The organism is Curtobacterium sp. TC1, from assembly GCF_019844075.1.
Lineage (GTDB): Bacteria > Actinomycetota > Actinomycetes > Actinomycetales > Microbacteriaceae > Curtobacterium.
Genome location: NZ_CP081964.1, coordinates 2,987,109 through 3,006,411, shown reverse-complemented (window position 1 = coordinate 3,006,411; position 19,303 = coordinate 2,987,109). Strand labels below are relative to the sequence as shown.

At 70.9% G+C, this 19,303-nt stretch carries 17 protein-coding genes; 7 read left to right on the top strand and 10 right to left on the bottom strand.

Annotated features, from left to right (window positions below):
- Window position 1 precedes the first annotated feature (1 nt).
- From KZI27_RS15305 to KZI27_RS15295, 3 genes are all read right to left on the bottom strand, one after another.
- Window positions 2–1,336, bottom strand: a complete 1,335-nt coding sequence (locus KZI27_RS15305; RefSeq protein WP_222658276.1) for an ABC transporter substrate-binding protein — start codon at window positions 1,334–1,336, stop codon at window positions 2–4.
- Window positions 1,337–1,615: 279 nt separating this feature from the next.
- Window positions 1,616–2,701 carry a LacI family DNA-binding transcriptional regulator gene (locus tag KZI27_RS15300; RefSeq protein ID WP_222658275.1) on the bottom strand — a complete coding sequence of 362 codons (1,086 nt, stop codon included), beginning with the start codon at window positions 2,699–2,701 and terminating at the stop codon, window positions 1,616–1,618.
- Between the two features lie 46 nt (window positions 2,702–2,747).
- Complete coding sequence (locus tag KZI27_RS15295; RefSeq protein ID WP_222658274.1) at window positions 2,748–3,758, bottom strand: LacI family DNA-binding transcriptional regulator; 1,011 nt, start codon at window positions 3,756–3,758, stop codon at window positions 2,748–2,750.
- 390 nt (window positions 3,759–4,148) lie between these two features.
- On the opposite strand from KZI27_RS15295, the gene KZI27_RS15290 reads away from it, so the two are divergent.
- The 4 genes from KZI27_RS15290 (at window position 4,149) to KZI27_RS15275 (ending at window position 8,225) form a co-directional block, all read left to right on the top strand.
- Window positions 4,149–5,504, top strand: a complete 1,356-nt coding sequence (locus KZI27_RS15290) for an MFS transporter (RefSeq protein WP_222658273.1) — start codon at window positions 4,149–4,151, stop codon at window positions 5,502–5,504.
- A complete protein-coding gene (locus tag KZI27_RS15285) occupies window positions 5,501–5,842 on the top strand; it encodes an L-rhamnose mutarotase (RefSeq protein ID WP_222658272.1) in 342 nt (113 codons plus the stop codon). The genes KZI27_RS15290 and KZI27_RS15285 overlap by 4 nt, the downstream gene beginning before the upstream one ends.
- Before the next feature lie 222 nt (window positions 5,843–6,064).
- Window positions 6,065–6,979, top strand: coding sequence for a metallophosphoesterase (locus KZI27_RS15280; RefSeq protein ID WP_222658271.1), 915 nt, complete (start codon window positions 6,065–6,067; stop codon window positions 6,977–6,979).
- A 184-nt stretch (window positions 6,980–7,163) separates the two neighbouring features.
- Window positions 7,164–8,225: an NADP-dependent oxidoreductase gene (locus KZI27_RS15275; protein WP_222658270.1), complete on the top strand. Its 1,062-nt coding sequence runs from the start codon at window positions 7,164–7,166 to the stop codon at window positions 8,223–8,225.
- 64 nt (window positions 8,226–8,289) lie between these two features.
- Here the strand turns inward: KZI27_RS15275 and KZI27_RS15270 are convergent, their stop codons facing one another.
- From KZI27_RS15270 to KZI27_RS15260, 3 genes are read right to left on the bottom strand one after another with little or no spacing between them, the layout of a single operon-like run.
- Window positions 8,290–9,183, bottom strand: coding sequence for an ABC transporter permease (locus KZI27_RS15270; protein WP_261783919.1), 894 nt, complete (start codon window positions 9,181–9,183; stop codon window positions 8,290–8,292).
- Complete coding sequence (locus KZI27_RS15265; protein ID WP_222658269.1) at window positions 9,170–10,132, bottom strand: ABC transporter ATP-binding protein; 963 nt, start codon at window positions 10,130–10,132, stop codon at window positions 9,170–9,172. Before KZI27_RS15265 ends, KZI27_RS15270 begins: the two co-directional genes overlap by 14 nt.
- 38 nt (window positions 10,133–10,170) lie before the next feature.
- Window positions 10,171–11,247: a LolA family protein gene (locus KZI27_RS15260; protein WP_222658268.1), complete on the bottom strand. Its 1,077-nt coding sequence runs from the start codon at window positions 11,245–11,247 to the stop codon at window positions 10,171–10,173.
- A gap of 204 nt (window positions 11,248–11,451) precedes the next feature.
- Between KZI27_RS15260 and KZI27_RS15255 the strand changes: the two genes are divergently transcribed.
- The gene (locus tag KZI27_RS15255) at window positions 11,452–11,985 is read left to right on the top strand and encodes a hypothetical protein (RefSeq protein WP_222658267.1); all 534 of its coding nucleotides are present in this window, start codon (window positions 11,452–11,454) and stop codon (window positions 11,983–11,985) included.
- An 80-nt stretch (window positions 11,986–12,065) separates the two neighbouring features.
- Entirely contained in the window at window positions 12,066–13,535 is a 1,470-nt protein-coding gene (locus KZI27_RS15250) for an FGGY-family carbohydrate kinase (RefSeq protein ID WP_222658266.1), read from the top strand.
- Between the two features lie 95 nt (window positions 13,536–13,630).
- On the opposite strand, the gene KZI27_RS15245 is transcribed toward KZI27_RS15250, so the two are convergent.
- Genes KZI27_RS15245 through KZI27_RS15230 form a run of 4 tightly spaced genes read right to left on the bottom strand, consistent with a single transcriptional unit; the run spans window position 13,631 to window position 18,335 of the window.
- Window positions 13,631–14,113, bottom strand: a complete 483-nt coding sequence (locus tag KZI27_RS15245) for a ribose-5-phosphate isomerase (RefSeq protein ID WP_222658265.1) — start codon at window positions 14,111–14,113, stop codon at window positions 13,631–13,633.
- Window positions 14,110–15,849: a dihydroxyacetone kinase family protein gene (locus KZI27_RS15240; protein WP_222658264.1), complete on the bottom strand. Its 1,740-nt coding sequence runs from the start codon at window positions 15,847–15,849 to the stop codon at window positions 14,110–14,112. Before KZI27_RS15240 ends, KZI27_RS15245 begins: the two co-directional genes overlap by 4 nt.
- An 11-nt stretch (window positions 15,850–15,860) precedes the next feature.
- Entirely contained in the window at window positions 15,861–17,177 is a 1,317-nt protein-coding gene (locus tag KZI27_RS15235; protein ID WP_222658263.1) for an MFS transporter, read from the bottom strand.
- Between the two features lie 27 nt (window positions 17,178–17,204).
- Window positions 17,205–18,335, bottom strand: coding sequence for a zinc-binding dehydrogenase (locus tag KZI27_RS15230; protein WP_222658262.1), 1,131 nt, complete (start codon window positions 18,333–18,335; stop codon window positions 17,205–17,207).
- A gap of 106 nt (window positions 18,336–18,441) precedes the next feature.
- Here KZI27_RS15230 and KZI27_RS15225 point away from each other — a divergent pair, with 106 nt between their 5' ends.
- Window positions 18,442–19,296, top strand: coding sequence for a GolD/DthD family dehydrogenase (locus tag KZI27_RS15225; RefSeq protein WP_222658261.1), 855 nt, complete (start codon window positions 18,442–18,444; stop codon window positions 19,294–19,296).
- Window positions 19,297–19,303: the final 7 nt, after the last annotated feature.

The following is a 19,303-nucleotide window of genomic DNA, read 5'->3' as shown; positions in this document are numbered from 1 at the left end:
GTCACCAGCCCTTGATGCCGAGCTGCTGTGCCTGCTGGACGACGTCGTCGTCGTACTGGTCAGCACCCTTGGCGGCGTTCGTGATCCCGGAGCCGACCTGCACGCAGATCTTCTCGAGGTTCGGGCCCTTGATCGGCGACAGGAACTCGAGCGCCGGGCTCGCCTTGCCGTCGTCGAGGTACTTCTGCAGGTCGTCGATCATCGGGGGCACGTCGTCCGGCAGTGAGCAGGTCGAGATGACGTACGGGCCACCGGGGGTGCCGGTGTCGTTCTGCACCTTGCAGCCGTCGGCCGAGTTCGCGAAGGCGATGAACTTCTTCGCGGCGGCGAGCTTGTCACCCTCGCTCGTCTTCGGGATGTACAGGCCGTTCGGCTCCCAGATGGTCAGGTTCGTGTCGTCGGCGTCCTCGGCCGGCAGCGCGAACGCACCGATGTCGTCGACCGCGTCCGGGTTGTCCTGCTGCAGGGCCGAGATCGCGTTCGTCAGCATCGGGTACTGCGCCCCGGTGCCGTCGGCGAGCATCTTCAGACCGTTCGCCTGTGTGGCCGAGGCGTAGTCCTCGTTGTAGAGGTCCTTGTCCTTGCCCTCGGCCAGGTGGTCGAAGCCGGCGAGAGCGGGCTCGTCGGCGTAGGACTCCTTGTTGGCGGTGTAGTTGTCCGCCCAGTCCTCGTCCTGTGCCGTGATGTTCGCGAAGTCGCCGAGCACGAACAGCTGGCTGGTCCAGGTGTCGCCGTACGTCTGGATGATCGGGGCGACCTTGCCGGCGTCCTTGATCTTCTCGCTGTTGCTGATGAACTCGTCCCAGGTCGTGGGGACGCTGAGTCCGAGGTCGGCGTAGACCTTCTTGTTGTACATGACGCCGCCACCGAAGCTCGTGCCGAACGGCGCACCGTAGAGGCCCTTGTCGGTGCTGACGACCTTGGTGAACTGCTCGTCGACGTCCTTCGTCCAGCTCTCGTCGGACAGGTCCACCAGGGTGTTGTCCGGGTTGAGGGCCTGCATGAGCGAACCGGAGTTGTAGTTGAAGACGTCGGCCATCTCGCCGGTCGACAGCTGGGTCTTCACCAGGTTGTCGCCGTCGGTGCCCTGCGGTCGGGTGTCGAACTTGACGGTGATGTCGGGGTTGGCCTTCTCGAACGCCTCGATGAGCGGCTTCGCGGTGGCGGCCGTCGCGGGCGAGTTGTCGGCCTGGTAGGTGATCTGGACCTTGCCGCCGCCTTCGTCGGCGGAGCCGCCGGACGAACACGCCGCGAGCCCGCCGATCAGGACCGTCGCGCCGCCGATGGCGATCAGGCGCTTGGTGAGCGTCCTCGTGGTCAGGGAACGAGCTGACATTCCTTACCTCCTCGTAAGGCCCGGGGCGGGGTACCCCGGGTGAAACGGACCCGGATCCCGCGTCGTCGTGGGCTCCGGTTGCTGCTGCTTAGAACGTTTCAATCGGATGGAACCACGTCGATTGAAGCGTGTCAATCGCTGCGCCGATTTCGTTACGGGAACGCGCACGCCGCGTGCGCCTGGTCCGAGACTCGGCCCTGACGACAGTTCTCGCGCGCAGCGGCCCACGAGGTGTCGCTCACCGCGAGACTCGGCGTCCCCACCGCGAGACTCGGGCGCTCAGGCCTCGGTGCGGCGGGGGTCGCTCGGGGGCACCGTGCGCGCGGCTGCTGCACCGGCGCGGCCGAGCGTGCTCTCGCGGGGGACGAGCTCACTGCCGAGCACGACCGCGCGGTGGACGTGCATCGGGTCGGTGAGCTCCTCGAGCAGGAGCTCGACGGCCGCCGCGCCCATCTCCGCACCGTGCATCGTCACCGAGGTCAGCGGCACGGCGCCGCCCCACGCCACCGAGTTGTGGTCGCACCCCGACACCGGGATGTCCTCCGGCACGCGGATGCCGGCAGCTCGGAGCTCCGAGACGACCGCCATCGCGAGCAGGTCCGTGACACCCAGAACGCCGTCGGGACGTTCGTCCGCGGGCATCGCCGCGATCCGGGACCCGGCGTGCGTGCCGCCGGGTGGGTCGATGTCACCGGCGTCGATGTCGACGAGTTCCACCCCGGGGTGGCCCGCGATCGCCCGGAGCACGCCGGCGCGGCGGAGCGCGACCGGTTGCAGCTCGGCGCGGGCGCTCACGAAGCCGATGCGTCGGCACCCGCGGGCGATCAGGTGCTCGGCGGCGAGGAACCCCGCCTGTTCGTTGTCGACGACGACGGAGCAGGCATCGACCGTCGTCGGCGCGAAGTTGACGTAGACGACCGGACGACCGTGCCGGCGGGTGAGTTCGACCTGGTCGCGCGACTCGGTCATCGAGGCGAGCAGGATGCCGGACACCCGAGCGCTCTCGAGGTACGCGAGGTGTTCGCCCTGCGCCTGCAGGTCGTCCTCGCTGCTCGCGATCAGGAGCGTGAACCCCCGCTTCCGGGCCGCGAGCTGCGCCCCGTTCACCATGTCGCTGAACAGCGAGTTCCGGAGCGACATCACGACGAGCCCGATCGAACGGCTGCTGCCGGATGCGAGCACCCGGGCGTTGCGGTTCGGCGTGTACCCGAGTTCGGCGATCGCGTCGTGCACGCGAGCGGCGGTGGCGTCGGCCACCCGCTCGGGGTGGTTCAGGACGTTCGAGACCGTCGCGAGCGAGACGCCCGCGCGAGCGGCGACGTGGTGCACGCTCGGCGGGCCGTCACGCCGGGGGACATGCACCATGCTCTGATCGTAGGCCGCAGCGGCGGTCGCTCCGCGCCGGACCCGGCTACGCGTCGACGACGGAGGACTGCCGGACCACGAGCTCCGGCGTGAACTCGACGTGCTCGAGGTCGATGTCCTGCCCGAGCTCGACCTGCTTCGTCAGCAGCTCGATCGCCTGACGCCCGAGGTCCTGTGCCGGCTGGCGCACCGAGGTCAGCGGGACGACGGCCGCTTCGGCGAAGGCGATGTCGTCGTAGCCCACGATCGCGATCTCCTCCGGCACCGCGATCGTGCCCCGCATGATGAACGCCTGTTCGAGGCCCACCGCCAGGAGGTCGTTCGCCGCGAAGACCGCGTCCGGCCGTTCGGCGCGCGGCCGTGCCTGGAGCGCTTCGCCGACACGACGCCCTTCGAGCACCGACAGCGACGCGGTCGGCAGGACCTCGAGCTCGATGCCAGCTGCCTGAGCCGCCGACAGTGCCCCGGTGTGCCGGTCAGCCACCTGGCGGATGCTGGACGGGCCGCCGACGAACGCGATGCGCGTCCGCCCGGTGACAGCGAGGTGCTCGACCGCGATGCGGCCGCCCGCGACGTCGTCGACGGAGACCGACGCGAAGTGCTCGTCGTCGGCGCGGCGGTCGACGAGCACGACCGCGGTGCCCTGGTCGCGCAGACGGGCGAGTCGGGACAGGTCGTCACCGGCTGGGGAGATGAGCAGACCCGCGACCCGGCGTTCCTCGAACAGGTCGACGTAGGTGCGCTCGCGGTCGGGGGACTCGTCGGAGTTGCCGATGAGGACCGCCAACCCCTTGTCCATCGCAGCGTCTTCGGCACCGCGGGCGACGTCGGTGAAGAACGGGTTGCCGCCGTCGAGCACGATCAGGCCGACGGTGGAGCTGCGGCCGGCCCGGAGTTGCCGCGCAGAGTCGTTGCGGACGAACCCGAGTGTGGCGATGGCCGACTGCACCCGGTCCACGGTGGTCGGGGCGACCTTGTCGGGGCGGTTCAGGACGTTCGACACCGTCCCCAGGGACACGCCGGCGAGCGCTGCCACCTCTCGCACACTGACCGCCATGTGGCCATCCTGGCATCGGGGCGGTCCGCGCGGTCGGCCCGCGCCGTGATCTGTGGAAAACGGCGGACGGGAGGCGCGGTGCGGGCTGAACCCGGGCCTCCCGTCCGGTGGGTGGTCGCGTCCACCGCACGGTGCTGGGTTAAGGGGCGCGGGCGCACCCCGCGCGTGCTCCGCCCCGGCGTGCACGGTGCGTGCTACGTCGCCACGTGCGAGGTTGCCCGCTCGGTGCGCGCTTGCAGCGCAGCACGGAGCGATCAACCTCGCACCGAGTGAGCGACCTCGCACGGTGCGCATGCGCGAAACGGGGACTTGCCAGCGCGCGCACCGGAGCGCTATCGTCTCGCTGTCCCGTTGAAACGATTCACTGACGAACACGCGAACGGAGGACCAATGGCGGTCCGCATCGGAGCCCGGAGCACCACGGGCTGGAAGGCGACCGTCTCGGTCGCCATGTCGAACTACATCGAGTCGGGGTCGATCATCGCGATCGCCACGAGCCTCAGCCTGTGGCAGGAGCAGTTCCACGTCGGCGACCTCGAGGTCGGCCTCCTGGCGAGCCTGTCCGCCAACGCGTTCGGCGCCGCCGCCGGCGCCATCATCGGCGGGCCCCTGTGCGACCGCTACGGCCGGAAGTTCATCTACACCTACGACCTGCTGCTCTACATGCTCGGCATCCTGCTCGCGGTGTTCGCCGGCAGCTACGGCATGCTGCTGGTCGGCTTCATCCTGACCGGCATCGCGGTCGGCGCCGGCGTCCCCGCGAGCTGGACCTACATCGCCGAGCAGGCACCAGCGGACAAGCGGGCCGCCCACGTCGGCACCGCGCAGCTCGCCTGGTCGATCGGCCCGATGGTCGGGTTCGCGCTGGCCATCGCCGCCGCACCACTCGGACTGCTCGGCAGCCGGCTCATCTTCGCGCACCTCTTCGTCGTCGCCGCCGTCGTCTGGTGGCTCCGCCGCGGGCTGCCGGAGTCGGCGATCTGGAAGGACGAACGCGCCGCGACCGGCACGGCGAACTTCTTCCACGGGATCACCCAGCTGTTCAGTCGGCGCAGGAACCTGACCGCGATGCTGTTCCTGTTCGGCGTCTACGCGCTCTGGAACACCGTCGCCGGGCAGGCCGGCATCTTCCAGCCGCGGGTGTACTCGGCCACCGGGGTCACGAGCGTCACCGAGCAGTACGGCCTGCAGATCCTGGTGTGGGGGTGCACCGTGGCCGCGACGTACTTCGGCTTCATGCGCTACGGCGACCGGGTCAGTCGACGGCTGCTGTTCGCCCTCGGCGCGGTGCTCGCGATCGTCGCCTGGGCCGTCCTGATCTACGCACCGGCGAACCTCGGGACGCTGCTGTTCTTCGCGATCACGTGGGGTGTGTCGTCGGGCATCGGTGCGCAGGCGTTCTACGGCCTCTGGACGAGCGAGCTCTTCGCCACCCGGTACCGGGCCAGTGCGCAGGGGGTGCTCTTCCTCGCCGCGCGGGTCATGGTGGGGCTGCTGAGCATCTGGTTCCCGCTGCTCCTGTCGGACATCGGGCTCCGCGCACTCGGTGGGCTCATCCTCGGGCTGCTCGCCATGTCGTTCCTGGTCGGCACGATCTGGGCGCCGCGCACGCAGGGCAGGACGCTCGAAGCCATCGAGGCCGAGCGGTACGGCACCGTGACCACCGTCACCGGCACCGTGCGCGCCGCCGACGAACGAGCCGTCCGGGAGGCCGAGCAGCGTCGGCGCGCCGGGGCCGACCGGTGACGCGGGTCTGCTTCCGACTGCAGGTGCAGGCCGAGCACCTGGACGCCTACCGCGAGCGGCACGCCGCGGTCTGGCCGGCGATGCTCCGGGCGATCGAGGCGGCCGGACGGCGGAACTACTCCCTGTTCCTCGACGACGACGGACTGCTGATCGGCTACTACGAGACCGACTCGGTGACCGATGCCGACGCGTCGCTCGCGGCGTCCGAGGTCGCAGCCGCGTGGGAGTCGCACATGCAAGACCTGTTCGACGGTGCCACGGGTCGGGCGGACCAGACCGCGCGGGTGCTGCCCGAGGTGTTCAACCTGGAGGACCAGCTGGCGGCCGCCGCCGAGTGAGGAGCGCTGGACACCTCGAACGGGGAGTCGTGCGCCGGGGAGCGTCGCGCGTTTCGACCACCGGTGCGTGCCCGGGTGACTTCGTGAGCAGAATTGGTCGAGTCTGAGGCCCCGACCCGACCATTTCTGCTCACGAAGCGCCCACGAAGCGCTCACGAAGCGCCCCCGGCCTTCCCCCGAACCGCCCAGCCCGTCCATCGCCCGCGTGGCTAGCGTGGAGCCATGCAGCCGCCCGCAGCCGGGACCCTCCGCGTCCTCCACCTCTCCGACACCCACCTGACCGGCGACGGCGCCCTGCACCAGGGCTCCGTCGACACCACCGCCGCCCTCGAGCGCGTGCTCGCCCGCGTCGACGGGGTGCCCGGCATCGGTCTCGTCGTCGTCTCGGGCGACGTGTCCGAGGACGGCAGCCCCGAGTCCTACGCCGCCGTCCTCGAGCGGGTCGGCGGATGGGCGGAGCGGCACGGAGCCGCCCTCGTCGCGGTCCCGGGCAACCACGACCTGCGGGAGGGCTTCCGCCAGGTCCTGTCCAACGGCCACGTCCTCGGTGAGGGCGGCCGCCCGGTGGTGCACACGATGGAGTACCACCCGCCGACCGTGCCGGTGTGGGGGCAGTCCCTCGTCGCGGGCCGCCGGATCGTCACGGTCGACACGAGCGTGCCGGGTGCGGGCTACGGCGAGGTCAGCGGAGCGAGCCTGGAACGGCTCCGCACCGCGCTCGCCGGCGACCACGCCCCGCACGGAACGATCGTCGTCCTGCACCACCCGCCCCTGCCGGCCCCGACCGCGCTGCACGAGGCGCTGCGCCTGCAGAACCCCGAGGCGCTCGCCGACGTGGTCCGGGGCTCCGACGTGCGCGTCGTCCTGGGCGGGCACTACCACCACCACTTCGCTGGTTTGCTGGCCGGCGTCCCGGTCCTGGTCGCCCCCGGGGTCGCGAACGACACGGACGTCACCGGCGACTACGACGAGGAATCGGCGTTCGTCGACAGCGGCGCCCTCGTCGTCGACGTCGCCGAGGACGGCTCCGTCTGGTCGACGCCGCTGCGCGTCCCGCGCCCCGACGCCGACCTGCTCGCCTTCCACCTCGACGCAGAGACGGTCGCATCCGTCATCGCGGCTGCCGGCAAGCACTGAGCGCAACCTGGCTGCGCGCGACGCGCACTGAACGTGCGTGGCTGCCGGACGGGAGGCCCGTGGCGACGCCGCCACGGGCCTCCCGTCCGCTCGTCGGAACCGTCCACTGCCGGTACCCCGCCTGCTCGGGCTGCACGCGGGGAAACCGAGTAGGCCGGACGCACACGCCAGCGAAGGAGCACCCATGCGGAACGGCAAGGCAGTCCAGTACGACCGGTACGGCGACTTCAGCGTCGTCGAGCTCGTCCCCCAGGACAAGCCGACGGCCGGCCCCGGCGAGATCGTCGTCGAGATCGTCGCCGCCGGGCTGAACCACATCGAGCGGTTCCTGCGTGAGGGGAAGCTCCGGGACCACATCGAGCTCGAGTTCCCGGCACGGCAGGGCGTCGACTTCGCCGGCATCGTGCGGGCGCGTGGCGACGGCGTGAAGGACCTGCGGGTCGGCGACGAGGTCATGGGGCACGCGCCGCAGGGCGGATCGCACGCGAACTGGATCGCGGTGCCGCGCGGCGCGGTCATCAAGAAGCCGGAGTACGTCGGGTGGGAGGTCGCCGGTGGTCTGTACCTCGCCGGGTGCACGGCGGTGTCGGTGGTGCGATCGTTGCGCCTCGGCCCGGAGGACACCGTCGTCATCACCGCGGCGGCGGGCGGTGTCGGGCACATCGAGAGTCAGCTGGCGCACGACGCCGGTGCGACCGTGATCACCCTCGGCAGCGCGCGCAACCACGACTACCTGCGGCAGATCGGGACGCTGCCGGTCGTGTACGGGGAGGGTGAGGAAGAGCGCATCCGCGCGATCGCGGACGGCCGACCGATCACCGCCTTCATCGACAACCACGGGGAGAGCAACGCCGAGCTCCTGGCGGATCGCCTCGGCGTCGGGGCGGAGCGTTTCGTGTCGTCGGACGACCGCCGCGACATCGAGCTCCGGTTCCTGCGCGCCCCGGCTGAGGACGAGGAGACCCGTGAACTCCTGACCACGTTGGCGAAGGCCCTGCAGGAACGCCGCTTCCAGGTGCTCATCTCGGGGTTCTACCCGTTCGAGTACATCGTCGAGGCGTACGAGGACCTCGCCGAGATGAAGTCGCGCGGCAAGGTCGTCATCGGCATGCAGACCGTCGAGACCGGAGCGCGGCTCGACTGGTACCGCTCCGAGAAGGCCCGCGACCTGCGGGACCGCTACGCGGATGCGCGTGGCTCCGAGACGGAGACGATGGCGGGCGGATCGGCGACGCCCACGAGGTGACCGCGGTCGGGCCCGGCGGTCGGGCCCGGCGGTCGGGCCCGACGGTCGGGCCCGACGGTCGAGCTCAGCTCAGGATGTCCTTCGAGGCGAACCGGCTGTACGCCAGCGCACCGAACACGTCGACGTAGCCGAGCTGCAGCACCGCGTTCGACCCGAACGAGTCGAACGAGATCGGGTCGCGGAGCAGGTCACCGAATCCCAGCCACTGGTGCGAGAACAGGTACGGGTGCAGCCAGTCGAGCTGGGGGAGTTGGTCGAGGACCTGCGAGGCCCCGGCGAGCACGACCGTCGCGGCCATCGCGCCGACCGGCACGTTCGTCAGCGTCGAGGCGAACATGCCGATCGCCACCAGCCCGAGCATCGACATCGCCACGTACAGGGCGAGCAGGAGCGCCCGTCCGGCGTAGGACGCTCCGCCGACCTGGGTGCCGGACAGCAGCGTGACCGGGCCGATCGGGAACAGCACGGCACCGATCGCGGCACCGACGAGCACCACCAGCAGCGTGGCCGCCAGGCAGAACGCCACCGCCCCGGCGAACTTCACCAGGATGAAGCGCACCCGGCCGGTGGGCGCGACGAGCAGGTAGCGGATGGTGCCGTGGCTGGCTTCCCCAGCGACGGTGTCGCCCGCGACCACGCCGACGGTGAGCGGCAGGAAGAGCGGGATCGACACCGTCAGCGCGGTGAACGCCACGAACAGGCCGTTGTTGGTGATGTCGCCGAGGAACGCCGGGCCACCGTCGTCACCGTCGGTCGTCAGCTTCACGGCGACCGCGATGAGGATCGGCACCAGGGCGAGCGCACCGAGCATCGCCCAGGCGCGGCGACGCCGGAACACCAGCGCGAGTTCGGAGCCGAGCAGGGCGAAGGAGCGCTGCCGGCGCCGAGCCGGCGCGGCGGTGTCCACCGGCGGACGTGCGGTCTCGGGCAGCGAGCCTGCAGTGTCAGGCAGCGACATCGAAGCCCTCTCCGGTGAGTGCGACGAACAGGTCCTCGAGCGTGCCGCCGCCGACCGTCAGCCCACGGACGCGGACGTCGGCGCGGACGAGCTCGGCGGTGATGGTCTCCGGCAGGAGCTCGTGCGGCAGGTCCGCCACCAGCACGTCGGCGCCGCCGTCGTGCCGGGGCGCGAGCCCGAGCCGCGTCAGCACGCTGCCCGCCTGCCCGACGTCGGGTGTGCGGACGGTCACGGTGCGGGCTCCGGCGGAGCGCAGTTCGTCGAGCTCGCCCTGCGCGACGAGCTTGCCGGTGCGCATCACCGCTGCGTGGGTGCAGACCTGTTCGATCTCGGCGAGGAGGTGGCTCGACACGAACACGGTGGTGCCGTCGTCCGCCAGGGAACGGATGAGGTTGCGGACCTCGCGGGTGCCCTGCGGGTCGAGGCCGTTGGTCGGCTCGTCGAGCACCAGCAGGTCCCGCGGGGAGAGCAGGGCGTTCGCCAGGCCCAGCCGCTGCTTCATGCCGAGCGAGTACGCATGCGCCTTCTTGTCGGCGGCGTGGGACAGGCCGACACGGTCGAGGGCGTACGCGACGCGGTCCTTCCGGGTGCGCGGGTCCGACGTGGGGTCCGCCGCGTCGAAGCGCTGCAGGTTCGCCCGTCCGGACAGGTACGGGTAGAAGGCCGGCCCCTCGACCAGGGCGCCGACGCGCGGCAGCACCTGGTGCAGCGCCTTCGGCATCGACTGGCCGAGCACCTCGATCGTGCCACCCGTCGCGCTCGACAGTCCGAGGAGCATCCGGATCGTGGTCGTCTTGCCGGAGCCGTTCGGTCCGAGGAACCCGAACACCGCGCCGCGCGGCACCGACAGGTCGATGCCGTCGACGGCGCGCTGCTTGCGGAAGACCTTCTGGAGGCCCGTGGTGCGGATCGCGAGGTCGGTGTCCGGGGTCGGGCGGGTCGCGTCCACGGCGGTGGGGTCCGTCGTGCGCGCGGGTTCCGGTGCGCTCACTTCGCGGCGGCGACCAGCGACGACACCGGCACGGCGCCGGCGAGGACCCGGCCGTCGTCGGTCAGGTACACCGACACGAGCGAGGTCTGGACGGCACGGCCGCCGTCGACCGCCTTCGTGAGCTGGCCGAGCAGACCCGAGGCCTCGTCGCCGAGGGACGACTGGTCCACGGTCCCGGCGGGGAGCTCGGCGATCGTGCCCCAGCCCTCGCCGGTGAACGTCGGCTCGTCGCCGTCGTGCGCACCGCGAGCGTGGTCGCCTTCCGCGTGGGCGTCGTGCTCGGCGTCGGACAGGTCCTTCTCGGTGACCTTCGCGTTCGACGGCGGCGTGAAGTCGAAGAGCCGCGCGGCCGGGGCGCCGTAGTCGAGGCTGGTGAACCCGACCTGCACCGCGGGTTCGTCCTGCCCGGCGGCCTGGATCGTCGCACGGAGCGGGAGCCCGGTCTGCTGGTCGACCGCCAGTCGGACGGTGCCGACCAGGGTGTCGGAGGACTTCGGCGTCAGGGTGATCTGCCAGGCGTCGTGCCCTGCGACGCTGACCTCGGTCGGCTTCGAGACCGTGGTGGTCGGGGTGATGGCGTCGACGGCCTGCTCCGCGATGTCGGTCGGCGTGGTGGTGCCGTCCTGCGGGGCCTTCGCCGAGTCGGAGGGGAGCGTCACGTGCGTGGCGGTGCGCTCCTTCGAGTCCCAGGTCCAGACCTCGGACCCGTTGCGGACCAGGTCCTGCTCGGCGAGCTGCTGCGTCAGCTGGATGCGCTGCTTGCTGGCACCGTCGACGTACACACGGGCGGTGTGCGACGAGGTGAGCAGGCCGAGCACGTCCGAGGCGTCGCCCTCGAGCGAGGATCCGCCGGAGCCGGTCGGCAGCTCGGGGAGCCCGAGGTCGCTCGATTGCGTGAGCTTGCCGGAGTACTGCGCGTCCGACGACTTCGCGATGCTGGCGATGACGTCCGCCGCGGTCGGGTTCGTCCCCGCGATCGGGTCGTTCGCGGCGTTCGCGATCATCGGAGCGGCGACGGCGCCGGCGACGACCACCGGCGCGATGACTGCTGGCAGCCAGGCTGACTTCTTCATCGGGTTCCCCTCGTGGTGCATCGGAGTCGTGAGTACGGTACGTCCGGCCCCCGACAGGCAGCTGGGCGTCTCGGCCGGGGAGAACATGTTGTCCACACTCGTTCATCGGACCCCACCGCGTCGTCAGCCTCGGGTATGATCGATGCATCACGATCAGCCCGTCGCCATTCGGCCCGGGCTGATTTTCGTTCTATTGGGGGTCAAGTGCGCAAAGCACTCGTCTGGGTGAGTGCGCTATTGGGCGCCCTCGGCCTAGTCATAACCGTTGTCGGGCTGACCGCCGACCGGTCCGTACTTGCGACCGGAACAACGCTGTCTGGTGCCTCACTCGTCGCGCTTACCGCCGCCATCGGGCTCAAGACATGGGCCGATGAGCGGCGGATGGCTCGAGATGCAGCTGCGAGGCAGGCCTACACCGAACTTGTCGAGAGCATCATGAAGCGCTTCGCAGGTCACACGTTCGACGCCACAGGGGAGGCGAAGATGCGGGCGCAGATAGCTGTTTGGGCACATGCCGATGTCGTGAAAAAAGTTCAGGTCTGGAACCGGGCCTACGATCGGAATGTGGGTTCGGCCGCCGGTAGCGTGACCCTCTCCGACAGAGGACGAGATGAGCTCGTCAACGCGTTCGCGGAGATTGTTGCAGCGGTGCGACGCGAAATCGGAGGACCACGAGTGTCAATCCAGGAGATCCGCGGCGTCTTGTTTAACGAGCCGCACTCCTCGCCCGCGCCGTAGACGCGTCGCTTCGCAGCTGCGGATCGTTCGTAGACTCGGGACGCGACCGACGGCGGTCGTGTGGCGGCGAAGGAGGCGGCATGCGGGCGGTGCTCGGTCTGGACATCGGGACGTCGAGCACGAAGGCGCTACTGGCCCGGTTCGACGGCACCGTGATCGCCGAGGTGGGTCGCAAGCACGACGTCGACCGCCCTGCCCAGGGGCTGGTCGAGATGGACGCGGCCGTGTGGTGGGACGAGTTCACGACGTTGACGCACGAGCTCCTCGCACTCGCCCCCGAGGCCGACGTGCAGGCGGTCGGGGTGAGCGGCATCGGTCCGTGCGTGCTGCTCACCGACGCGGTCGGCAAGCCGTTGCGCCCGGCGGTCCTGTACGGCGTCGACACTCGGACTGCCGACCTGTTGGACGAGCTGACCGCGGAACTCGGTGGCGAGGACGCGGTCCGCGCGCGCTGCGGCTCCGGGCTGAGCACGCAGGCCGCCGGGGCGAAGCTCGCGTGGGTCGCCCGGCGAGAGCCCGAGGTGTGGGCGCGTGCCGTCCGCTTCACGATGCCGGCGTCACGCGTGGTGGAGCTGCTCACCGGGGAGTACGTCCTCGACCACCACTCGGCCAGCCAGACCACGCCGCTCTACGACGTGCGCGAGAACGTGTGGATCCCCGAGTGGTGCGAGCGGCTCGCGCCCGGCCTGCCCATGCCGCGGCTGCTGTGGTCCGGTGACCAGGCGGGCGTGGTGACGCGCGAGGCCGCCGCGGCCACGTGCCTCCCGGTCGGCATCCCCGTGACGGCCGGCACCATCGACGCGTGGGCGGAGGGCGTGAGCGTCGGCGAGTCCGTGCCGGGCCGGATGTTCCTGCAGTACGGCACCACGATGTTCATGATCGTGCCGACCACCGAGCCGACGCCGGTGCCGGGGATGTGGACGACGGTCGGGACGCACCCGGGGCAGCCGAGCGTGTCGGGAGGGATGGCGACCTCCGGGGCGATCACCGACTGGCTGCGACGGCTGGTCGACGGCGAGTGGGCGACCATGCTCGAGGAGGCGCGGTGTGCCGGGATCGGCGCGAACGGGCTGTTGATGCTGCCGTACTTCGCGGGGGAGCGGACGCCCATCGCCGATCCGGACGCGCGCGGGGTGATCGCCGGGCTGACCGTGCGGCACACCCGTGGCGACGTCTACCGGGCGACGCTCGAGGCGACGGCCTACGCGGTCCGGCACAACATCGAGGTGCTTCGTGCCGCCGGGGTCGAGGTCCGCGAGCTCGTCGGGGCCGGGGGCGGGCTGCTCGGACGGCTCTGGCCGACGATCGTGAGCGACGTGACCGGGCTGCGGCAGACGGTGCCGTCGGTGACCGTGGGAGCGTCGTACGGGTCGGCGTTCCTGGCGGCAGCGCTCGTGGCCGACGTCGACATCCGGCAGTGGAACCCGCCGTCGACGATCATCGAGCCGGACCCCGTCGCGACGGCTGCGTACGAGCCCGGCTACCACGACTACCGCGAGCTGTACGAGGCGACGAAGGCCGTCGTGCACCGCTTGGCCGCGCGCAGCTGAGGTGGCGCGAAAGCGGCGCGCACAACCGAAGTGAGCCCGAACCACGCGATCACGTGGTTCGGGCTCACTTCGGTTGTGCGTCAACGGCGTCGCGCCTACGCCGGGGCGTCGACGCCGGCGGGCGCGCTGCCGTCGTACTCGCAGATCGCCTGGACCTTCGAAGCACTGGCACTGGAGCGGTCGAACTCGTAGCCGAGCCATTCCTTCGCCAGCCGGCGGGCGAGCTCGACGCCGACGACGCGCTGGCCCATGCAGAGGACCTGGGCGTCGTTCGACAGGATCGAGCGCTCCACGCTGTACGAGTCGTGCGCGGTGACGGCACGGATGCCCGGCACCTTGTTGGCGCTGATCGCCACCCCGAGTCCAGTGCCGCAGATCAGGATCGCGCGGTCGGCCTCGCCGTTCGCGACCAGGCGTGCGGCGTCGACGGCGACGTGCGGGTACGCCGTGTGGCCGTCCGCGTCGACGCCGACGTCGGTGACGTCCGACACCCGGTCGTCGGCGAGCAGGTCGGCCTTGATGATCTCCTTGTAGTCGAACCCGGCGTCGTCGGACCCGATCACGAGACGGTACGTCATGCGTGTGTTCCTTCCTTGTCAGCACGGGCGGCGAGGACCTCGCCGATCCGCGTGAGGATCATCCCCATCGAGGTGGCACCCGCGTCGGGTGTCTCCAGGCTCTTCTCCGCCAGCGGTCGGGCACGCCCGACCTTCGGTGTGAGGTCTGCGGTCGCAGCGGCTTCCGTCACCGCGACCTGGGCGGCAGCCTGCCACGCCACGGTGAGTGGACGGCCAGCGTCGACGCCGCTCCGCAGCTCGTCCACGAACGGCAGCAGTGCGTCGAGCAGCGTCTTGTCCCCGCGGGACGCCCCACCCAGGTGCACGATCGAGTCGGCGAAGGCCTGCGCGGCCTCGACGACGTCGGACGCCTCGTACGCGGGGCGGTCGTCGCGCAGCGACCGACCGAAGGCCTCGAGTGCCGCACCCCACAGGACTCCCGAGGTGCCGCCCGCGAACTCGGCCCACGCGTCACCGGCGCGTCCGAGGACGAAGGCGATCCCCGCCTCCTGGCCGACCCTGCCGACGGCCGTGCGGGCCGCACCGATCCCCTTCACCATGCCGCGTCCGTGGTCGCCGTCGCCGGCGACCGCGTCGATGCGGCCGAGTTCTTCCTCGTGCTCCCGCAGGAGCGCGTCGACCGCGTCGATCGCGTCGCGCGCCGTCTGCGCGGCCTGTCGGGAGGCACTGCTCGCGTCCGGCACGACCGTCGCCTCGTCCTCGGCGTCGTCCACTGCGTCGGCCGGCAGCAACGCCGCGATCGGCGCCGCCGCCTTGCGGTACGCGGGCGTGTAGGTGTCCGCACGCCACAGGGGTTCGAGCTCGTCGTCGAGCCACTGCAGGGTCAGCGAGCAGCCACCCATGTCGAGGCTCGTGACGAGTTCTCCGACCTCGGGCTCGACGACCTCGAGGCCGGCCTCCTGCAGCAGCGGGAGCACGCGGCCCCAGAGCAGGAAGAGCTCCTCGTACTTCGTGTCGCCGAGGCCGTTGAGGATCGGGGCGACCCGGGTCCGCGCACCGGCCGGTCGGTCGGCGAGGAGTCGTGACACGAGCAGGTCGGCGAGTTCGGTCGCACGCAGGAGTGGGACGTCCTCGATGCCTGGCTCCCCGTGGATGCCGAGCCCGAGGCCGAGGTGGCCGTCGGGCACGGTGAAGAGCGGTTCGGTCGCACCGGGCATGGTGCACCCGGAGAACGCGACGCCGATGGTGCGGGTCGCCGCGTTGCTCCGGTTGCCCAGCCGCTCGACCTCGTCGAGGGACGCACCTCCGGCAGCGGCCGCGCCCATCGCCTTGAAGACCGAGAAGTCCCCGGCGATGCCGCGACGCTCCGACTCCTCGTCGGCGCTCGCGATGTCGTCGGTGACGACGACGATCCGGGTGTCGATGCCCTCGGCGCGCAGCCGCTCGGCGGCGAGCCCGAAGTTCATGGTGTCGCCGGCGTAGTTGCCGAAGGACAGCACGACACCCTTCCCCTGGTCCGCCGCCTTGGCGACCGAGTAGACCTGCGCGGTCGACGGCGAGGTGAAGACGTTGCCGACGACGGCGCCGGTGGCGAACCCGGGGCCGACGATCCCGCAGAACGCCGGGTAGTGCCCGGAGCCGCCGCCGACGACCACCGCGACCTGGGGTTCTACGCCCTCGGTGGGCAGGGTGACGACGCCGCCGTGGACGCCGCGGACGCGGTCGGCGTAGAGCGCGAGCCAGCCGGCGAGCTGGTCCTCGGCGAACTCGTCGGGGGCGTCGTGGATCGTGGTCATGCTGGAGCCCTTCAGTGGGAGGTACGGGCGCCCTGGGGCACCTTGAGGAAGTGGATCATCACGAACGCGCAGGCGTACAGGCCGACGAAGGTCCAGGTCGCGGCCTCACCGCCACCGCCGAGCGCGAACACCGCCGCGACCACACCGGTGCCGAGGAACGCCGCGCCACCGGCCGCCGTCGTGTACATCGCCATCGCGGCGCCCTTGTGCTCGGGGGCGAGCGCCGGCATGATCGCGCCCATCGGGACGAAGCCTGCGAGCAGGCAGCCGAACACGCAGCCGGCGACGACGGAGAGCACGTAGCCCCATTCGGACCCGGCGGGGACGAGCTGCGGGACGTACCACCAGGCGATGAGGCCGAGGGCGGACCCGACGATGCCGAACCACTTGACGGTGCGCTGCCAGCCGATCTTGTCGCCGACCCAGCCGAACAGGGCGTTCACGAGGATGTTCGTGGCGTAGACGCAGACCGTCATGAGCAGCCAGCGGCTCTGGCCCCACCCGCGTTCGTTCGCGATGACGGCGGGCAGGACGACGAACATGCCGAACTCGGGCGCGGTGTTGATCAGGCGGACCAGGAAGCCCATCAGGATCTTCGGCCGGGTGACGGTCAGGCGGATGCCGCTCGTCAGTACCTGCCAGGCGCTCTCGCCGGTCGGGGCGATGCGGGAGAACCCGTTCGGCAGGCGCACGCCGAACAGCATGATGAGGAAGCCGATCACGACGAGGCCGATCGAGGCGACCATCGCGCCCGTCTCGCCGATCGTGGCGCCGCCGAACACCGGGATGGCGCCGATCGCGAAGAGCGAGCCGAGCGTCGGCAGGCCGCCCGTGAACGCGACGTAGAACCAGCCGACGGCCGAACCGTTCCGCTCGACCGGGGTGGTGATGTTCACCCAGACCAGGAACGCGAACGCGAAGAGCGGGTAGCCGAAGCCCCGGACGGCGTAGGCGACGGCCGCGAACGGCACGCTGCCGATGTTCAGCGCGAGGAGGAACAGCACCTCGAAGACGACCCAGACGGCGAACCCGAGGATCATCACCCGGCGCGGTCCGATCAGGTCGGACAGGGCGCCGGAGACGTAGCTGCCGATCAACGCGGCGAGGCTGTAGAAGGTGACGATCGTCGCGACGGTGGCCTCGGGGCTGCCGAGGACCGCGACCATGTGCGGGGTGATGAAGTTCGACTCGACGCCGTTCCCGGTCATGAAGACCAGGACGGCGACGAACCCGAGGGCGAGGGGACGGGGGATGCCCATCCGGTCGAGGCGACCCTCTGCGCGAGGGGTGGTGGGCGCACCGGTGGCGCGCTGTGTCGTCGTTGACATGCTTGCTGACTCCAGGGGTGGGCGGGCTCAGGCCTGCAGGGACGGGATGATCGAGACCTTGACGCTCGCGCCGGCGGAGTCGCCGACCAGGTCGAGCGCCTCCTGGAACCGCTCGAGCGGGAACTGGTGCGTGCAGATCTCCGACATCGGCAGGGTCTCGGCCTCGAGCAGCTTGATCGCCGCCGGCCAGGTGTGCGGGCCGAGGTGGGCACCGCGGACGTCGAGCTCCTTGTCGTCCGAGATGATCGACCAGTCGACGGAGACGTCGTCCTTGAACACCGAGTACTCGACGAAGGTGCCGAGCTTCCGCAGCAGGTTGAGCCCCTGCGGGACCGCGGACGGGTGGCCGGTCGCCTCGATGTAGACGTCGGCACCGTAGCCGTCGGTGAGCTCCTTGACCCGGGCGACCGCGTCCTCCTCGGCGATGTTGATCGTCAGGTCCGCGCCGACCTTGCGGGCCAGTTCGAGCTTCGCGTCGACCACGTCGAGGGCGATGATCCGGAGCGGGTTCTTCTGCCGCGCACCGGCGATGGCGGAGAGGCCGATCGGTCCGGCGCCGGCGATCACGACGGTGTCGCCGAACTCGATGTCTCCGCGCTCGACGGCGTGGAACGCGCAGGACAGCGGCTCGGCGAACGCGGCGACCTGACCGGGCAGGGCACTCGACACCGGGTGGGTCAGTGCCTTGGCGGGGACGAGGACGTACTCGGCCATCGCGCCGTCGTGGCCCTTGAACCCGAACATGTCGTGGACGTTGCACATCCAGTACGCGCCCTCGAGGCAGTACCGGCACTCCCAGCACGGCACGATCTGTTCGCACGCGATGCGGTCCCCGAGCGAGACCTTCCGTTTCGCCAGGGTGTCGTCGTCGCCGGAGACGATCGTCCCGACGAACTCGTGCCCGGGGATGCGATCGGTCTCGGCCCAGGCGGCGCGGTTCTCGTCGCCCCAGAACTTCGCGGCGCCGTGGTAGCACTTCAGGTCGCTCGCGCAGATGCCGACGGCGTCGGTGCGGAGCAGGAGTTCGCCGGGGCCGGGCGTCGGCACGGGGCGTTCCTCGAGCCGGTAGTCGCCGGGCCCGTGGACGACGACGGCTCGCATCGTCGTGGGGATGGTCGTGGTGGCGGTCGTGGCCGCGTGCTCGGTCGTCGTCGACATGGGCTGCTCCTTCGTTGGACGGCTTCGGCGATGACTGTACACCTCGCAGAACGTTTGTCCAGAACACAATTTCTGGTAGGTTCCGACCGAACGCAAAGGAGCGCCCATGACCACCAGCACCCCGACCGACTTCGCCGCAGCCCTCCGACCGGGGCCGGACACGATCGACTTCACCAACGACTTCGCCGGACGGACGGCGGTGGTGACGGGCGGCGCCTCCGGCATCGGCAACGCCATCGCCCGGGCGCTCGCCGCACGGGGTGCGCGGGTCGCGATCGTCGACGTCCGTGCGGACGGCGCCACGGCGGCGGCAGCCGACCTGCCGGGTGCGGCCGGTGCACCGGGCTCGGCCGACGCGCCGGGCGCGGCCACGGGCCTCCATGCCGGGTTCGGCTGCGACGTGACGGACGAGACCTCCGTGGCGCGCACCGTCGCCGAGGTCGTCGCACGCTTCGGACGCATCGACGTCCTCGTCAACTCCGCCGGGATCGCCGCACTCGCTCCGGCGGACGAACTGTCCGCCGAGACCTGGTCGAGGACGATCGACGTCAACCTGACCGGGACGTTCCGCGTCGCCCAGGCCGTCGGTCGGCACATGCTCGCCGCCGGGTACGGCCGCGTCGTCAACATCGCCTCGCAGGCCGCGCACGTCGGCATCGACGGGCACGCCGCCTACTGCGCCTCGAAGGCCGGCGTCATCGGACTCACCCGCGTGCTCGCGCTCGAGTGGGGCGGCCGGGGCGTCACCGTGAACACCGTGTCGCCCACCGTCGTCCTCACCGACCTCGGCCGGGCCGCGTGGGCGAACGAGAACGGGATCCGGCACCAGGACGAGATCCCCACCGGCCGGTTCGCCACCCCGGACGAGATCGCCGCCGCCGTGCTGTTCCTGGCGGGGGAGTCGAGCGCCATGGTGAACGGGACCGACCTCCGGGTGGACGGCGGGTTCACGATCCGCTGACGCGCGC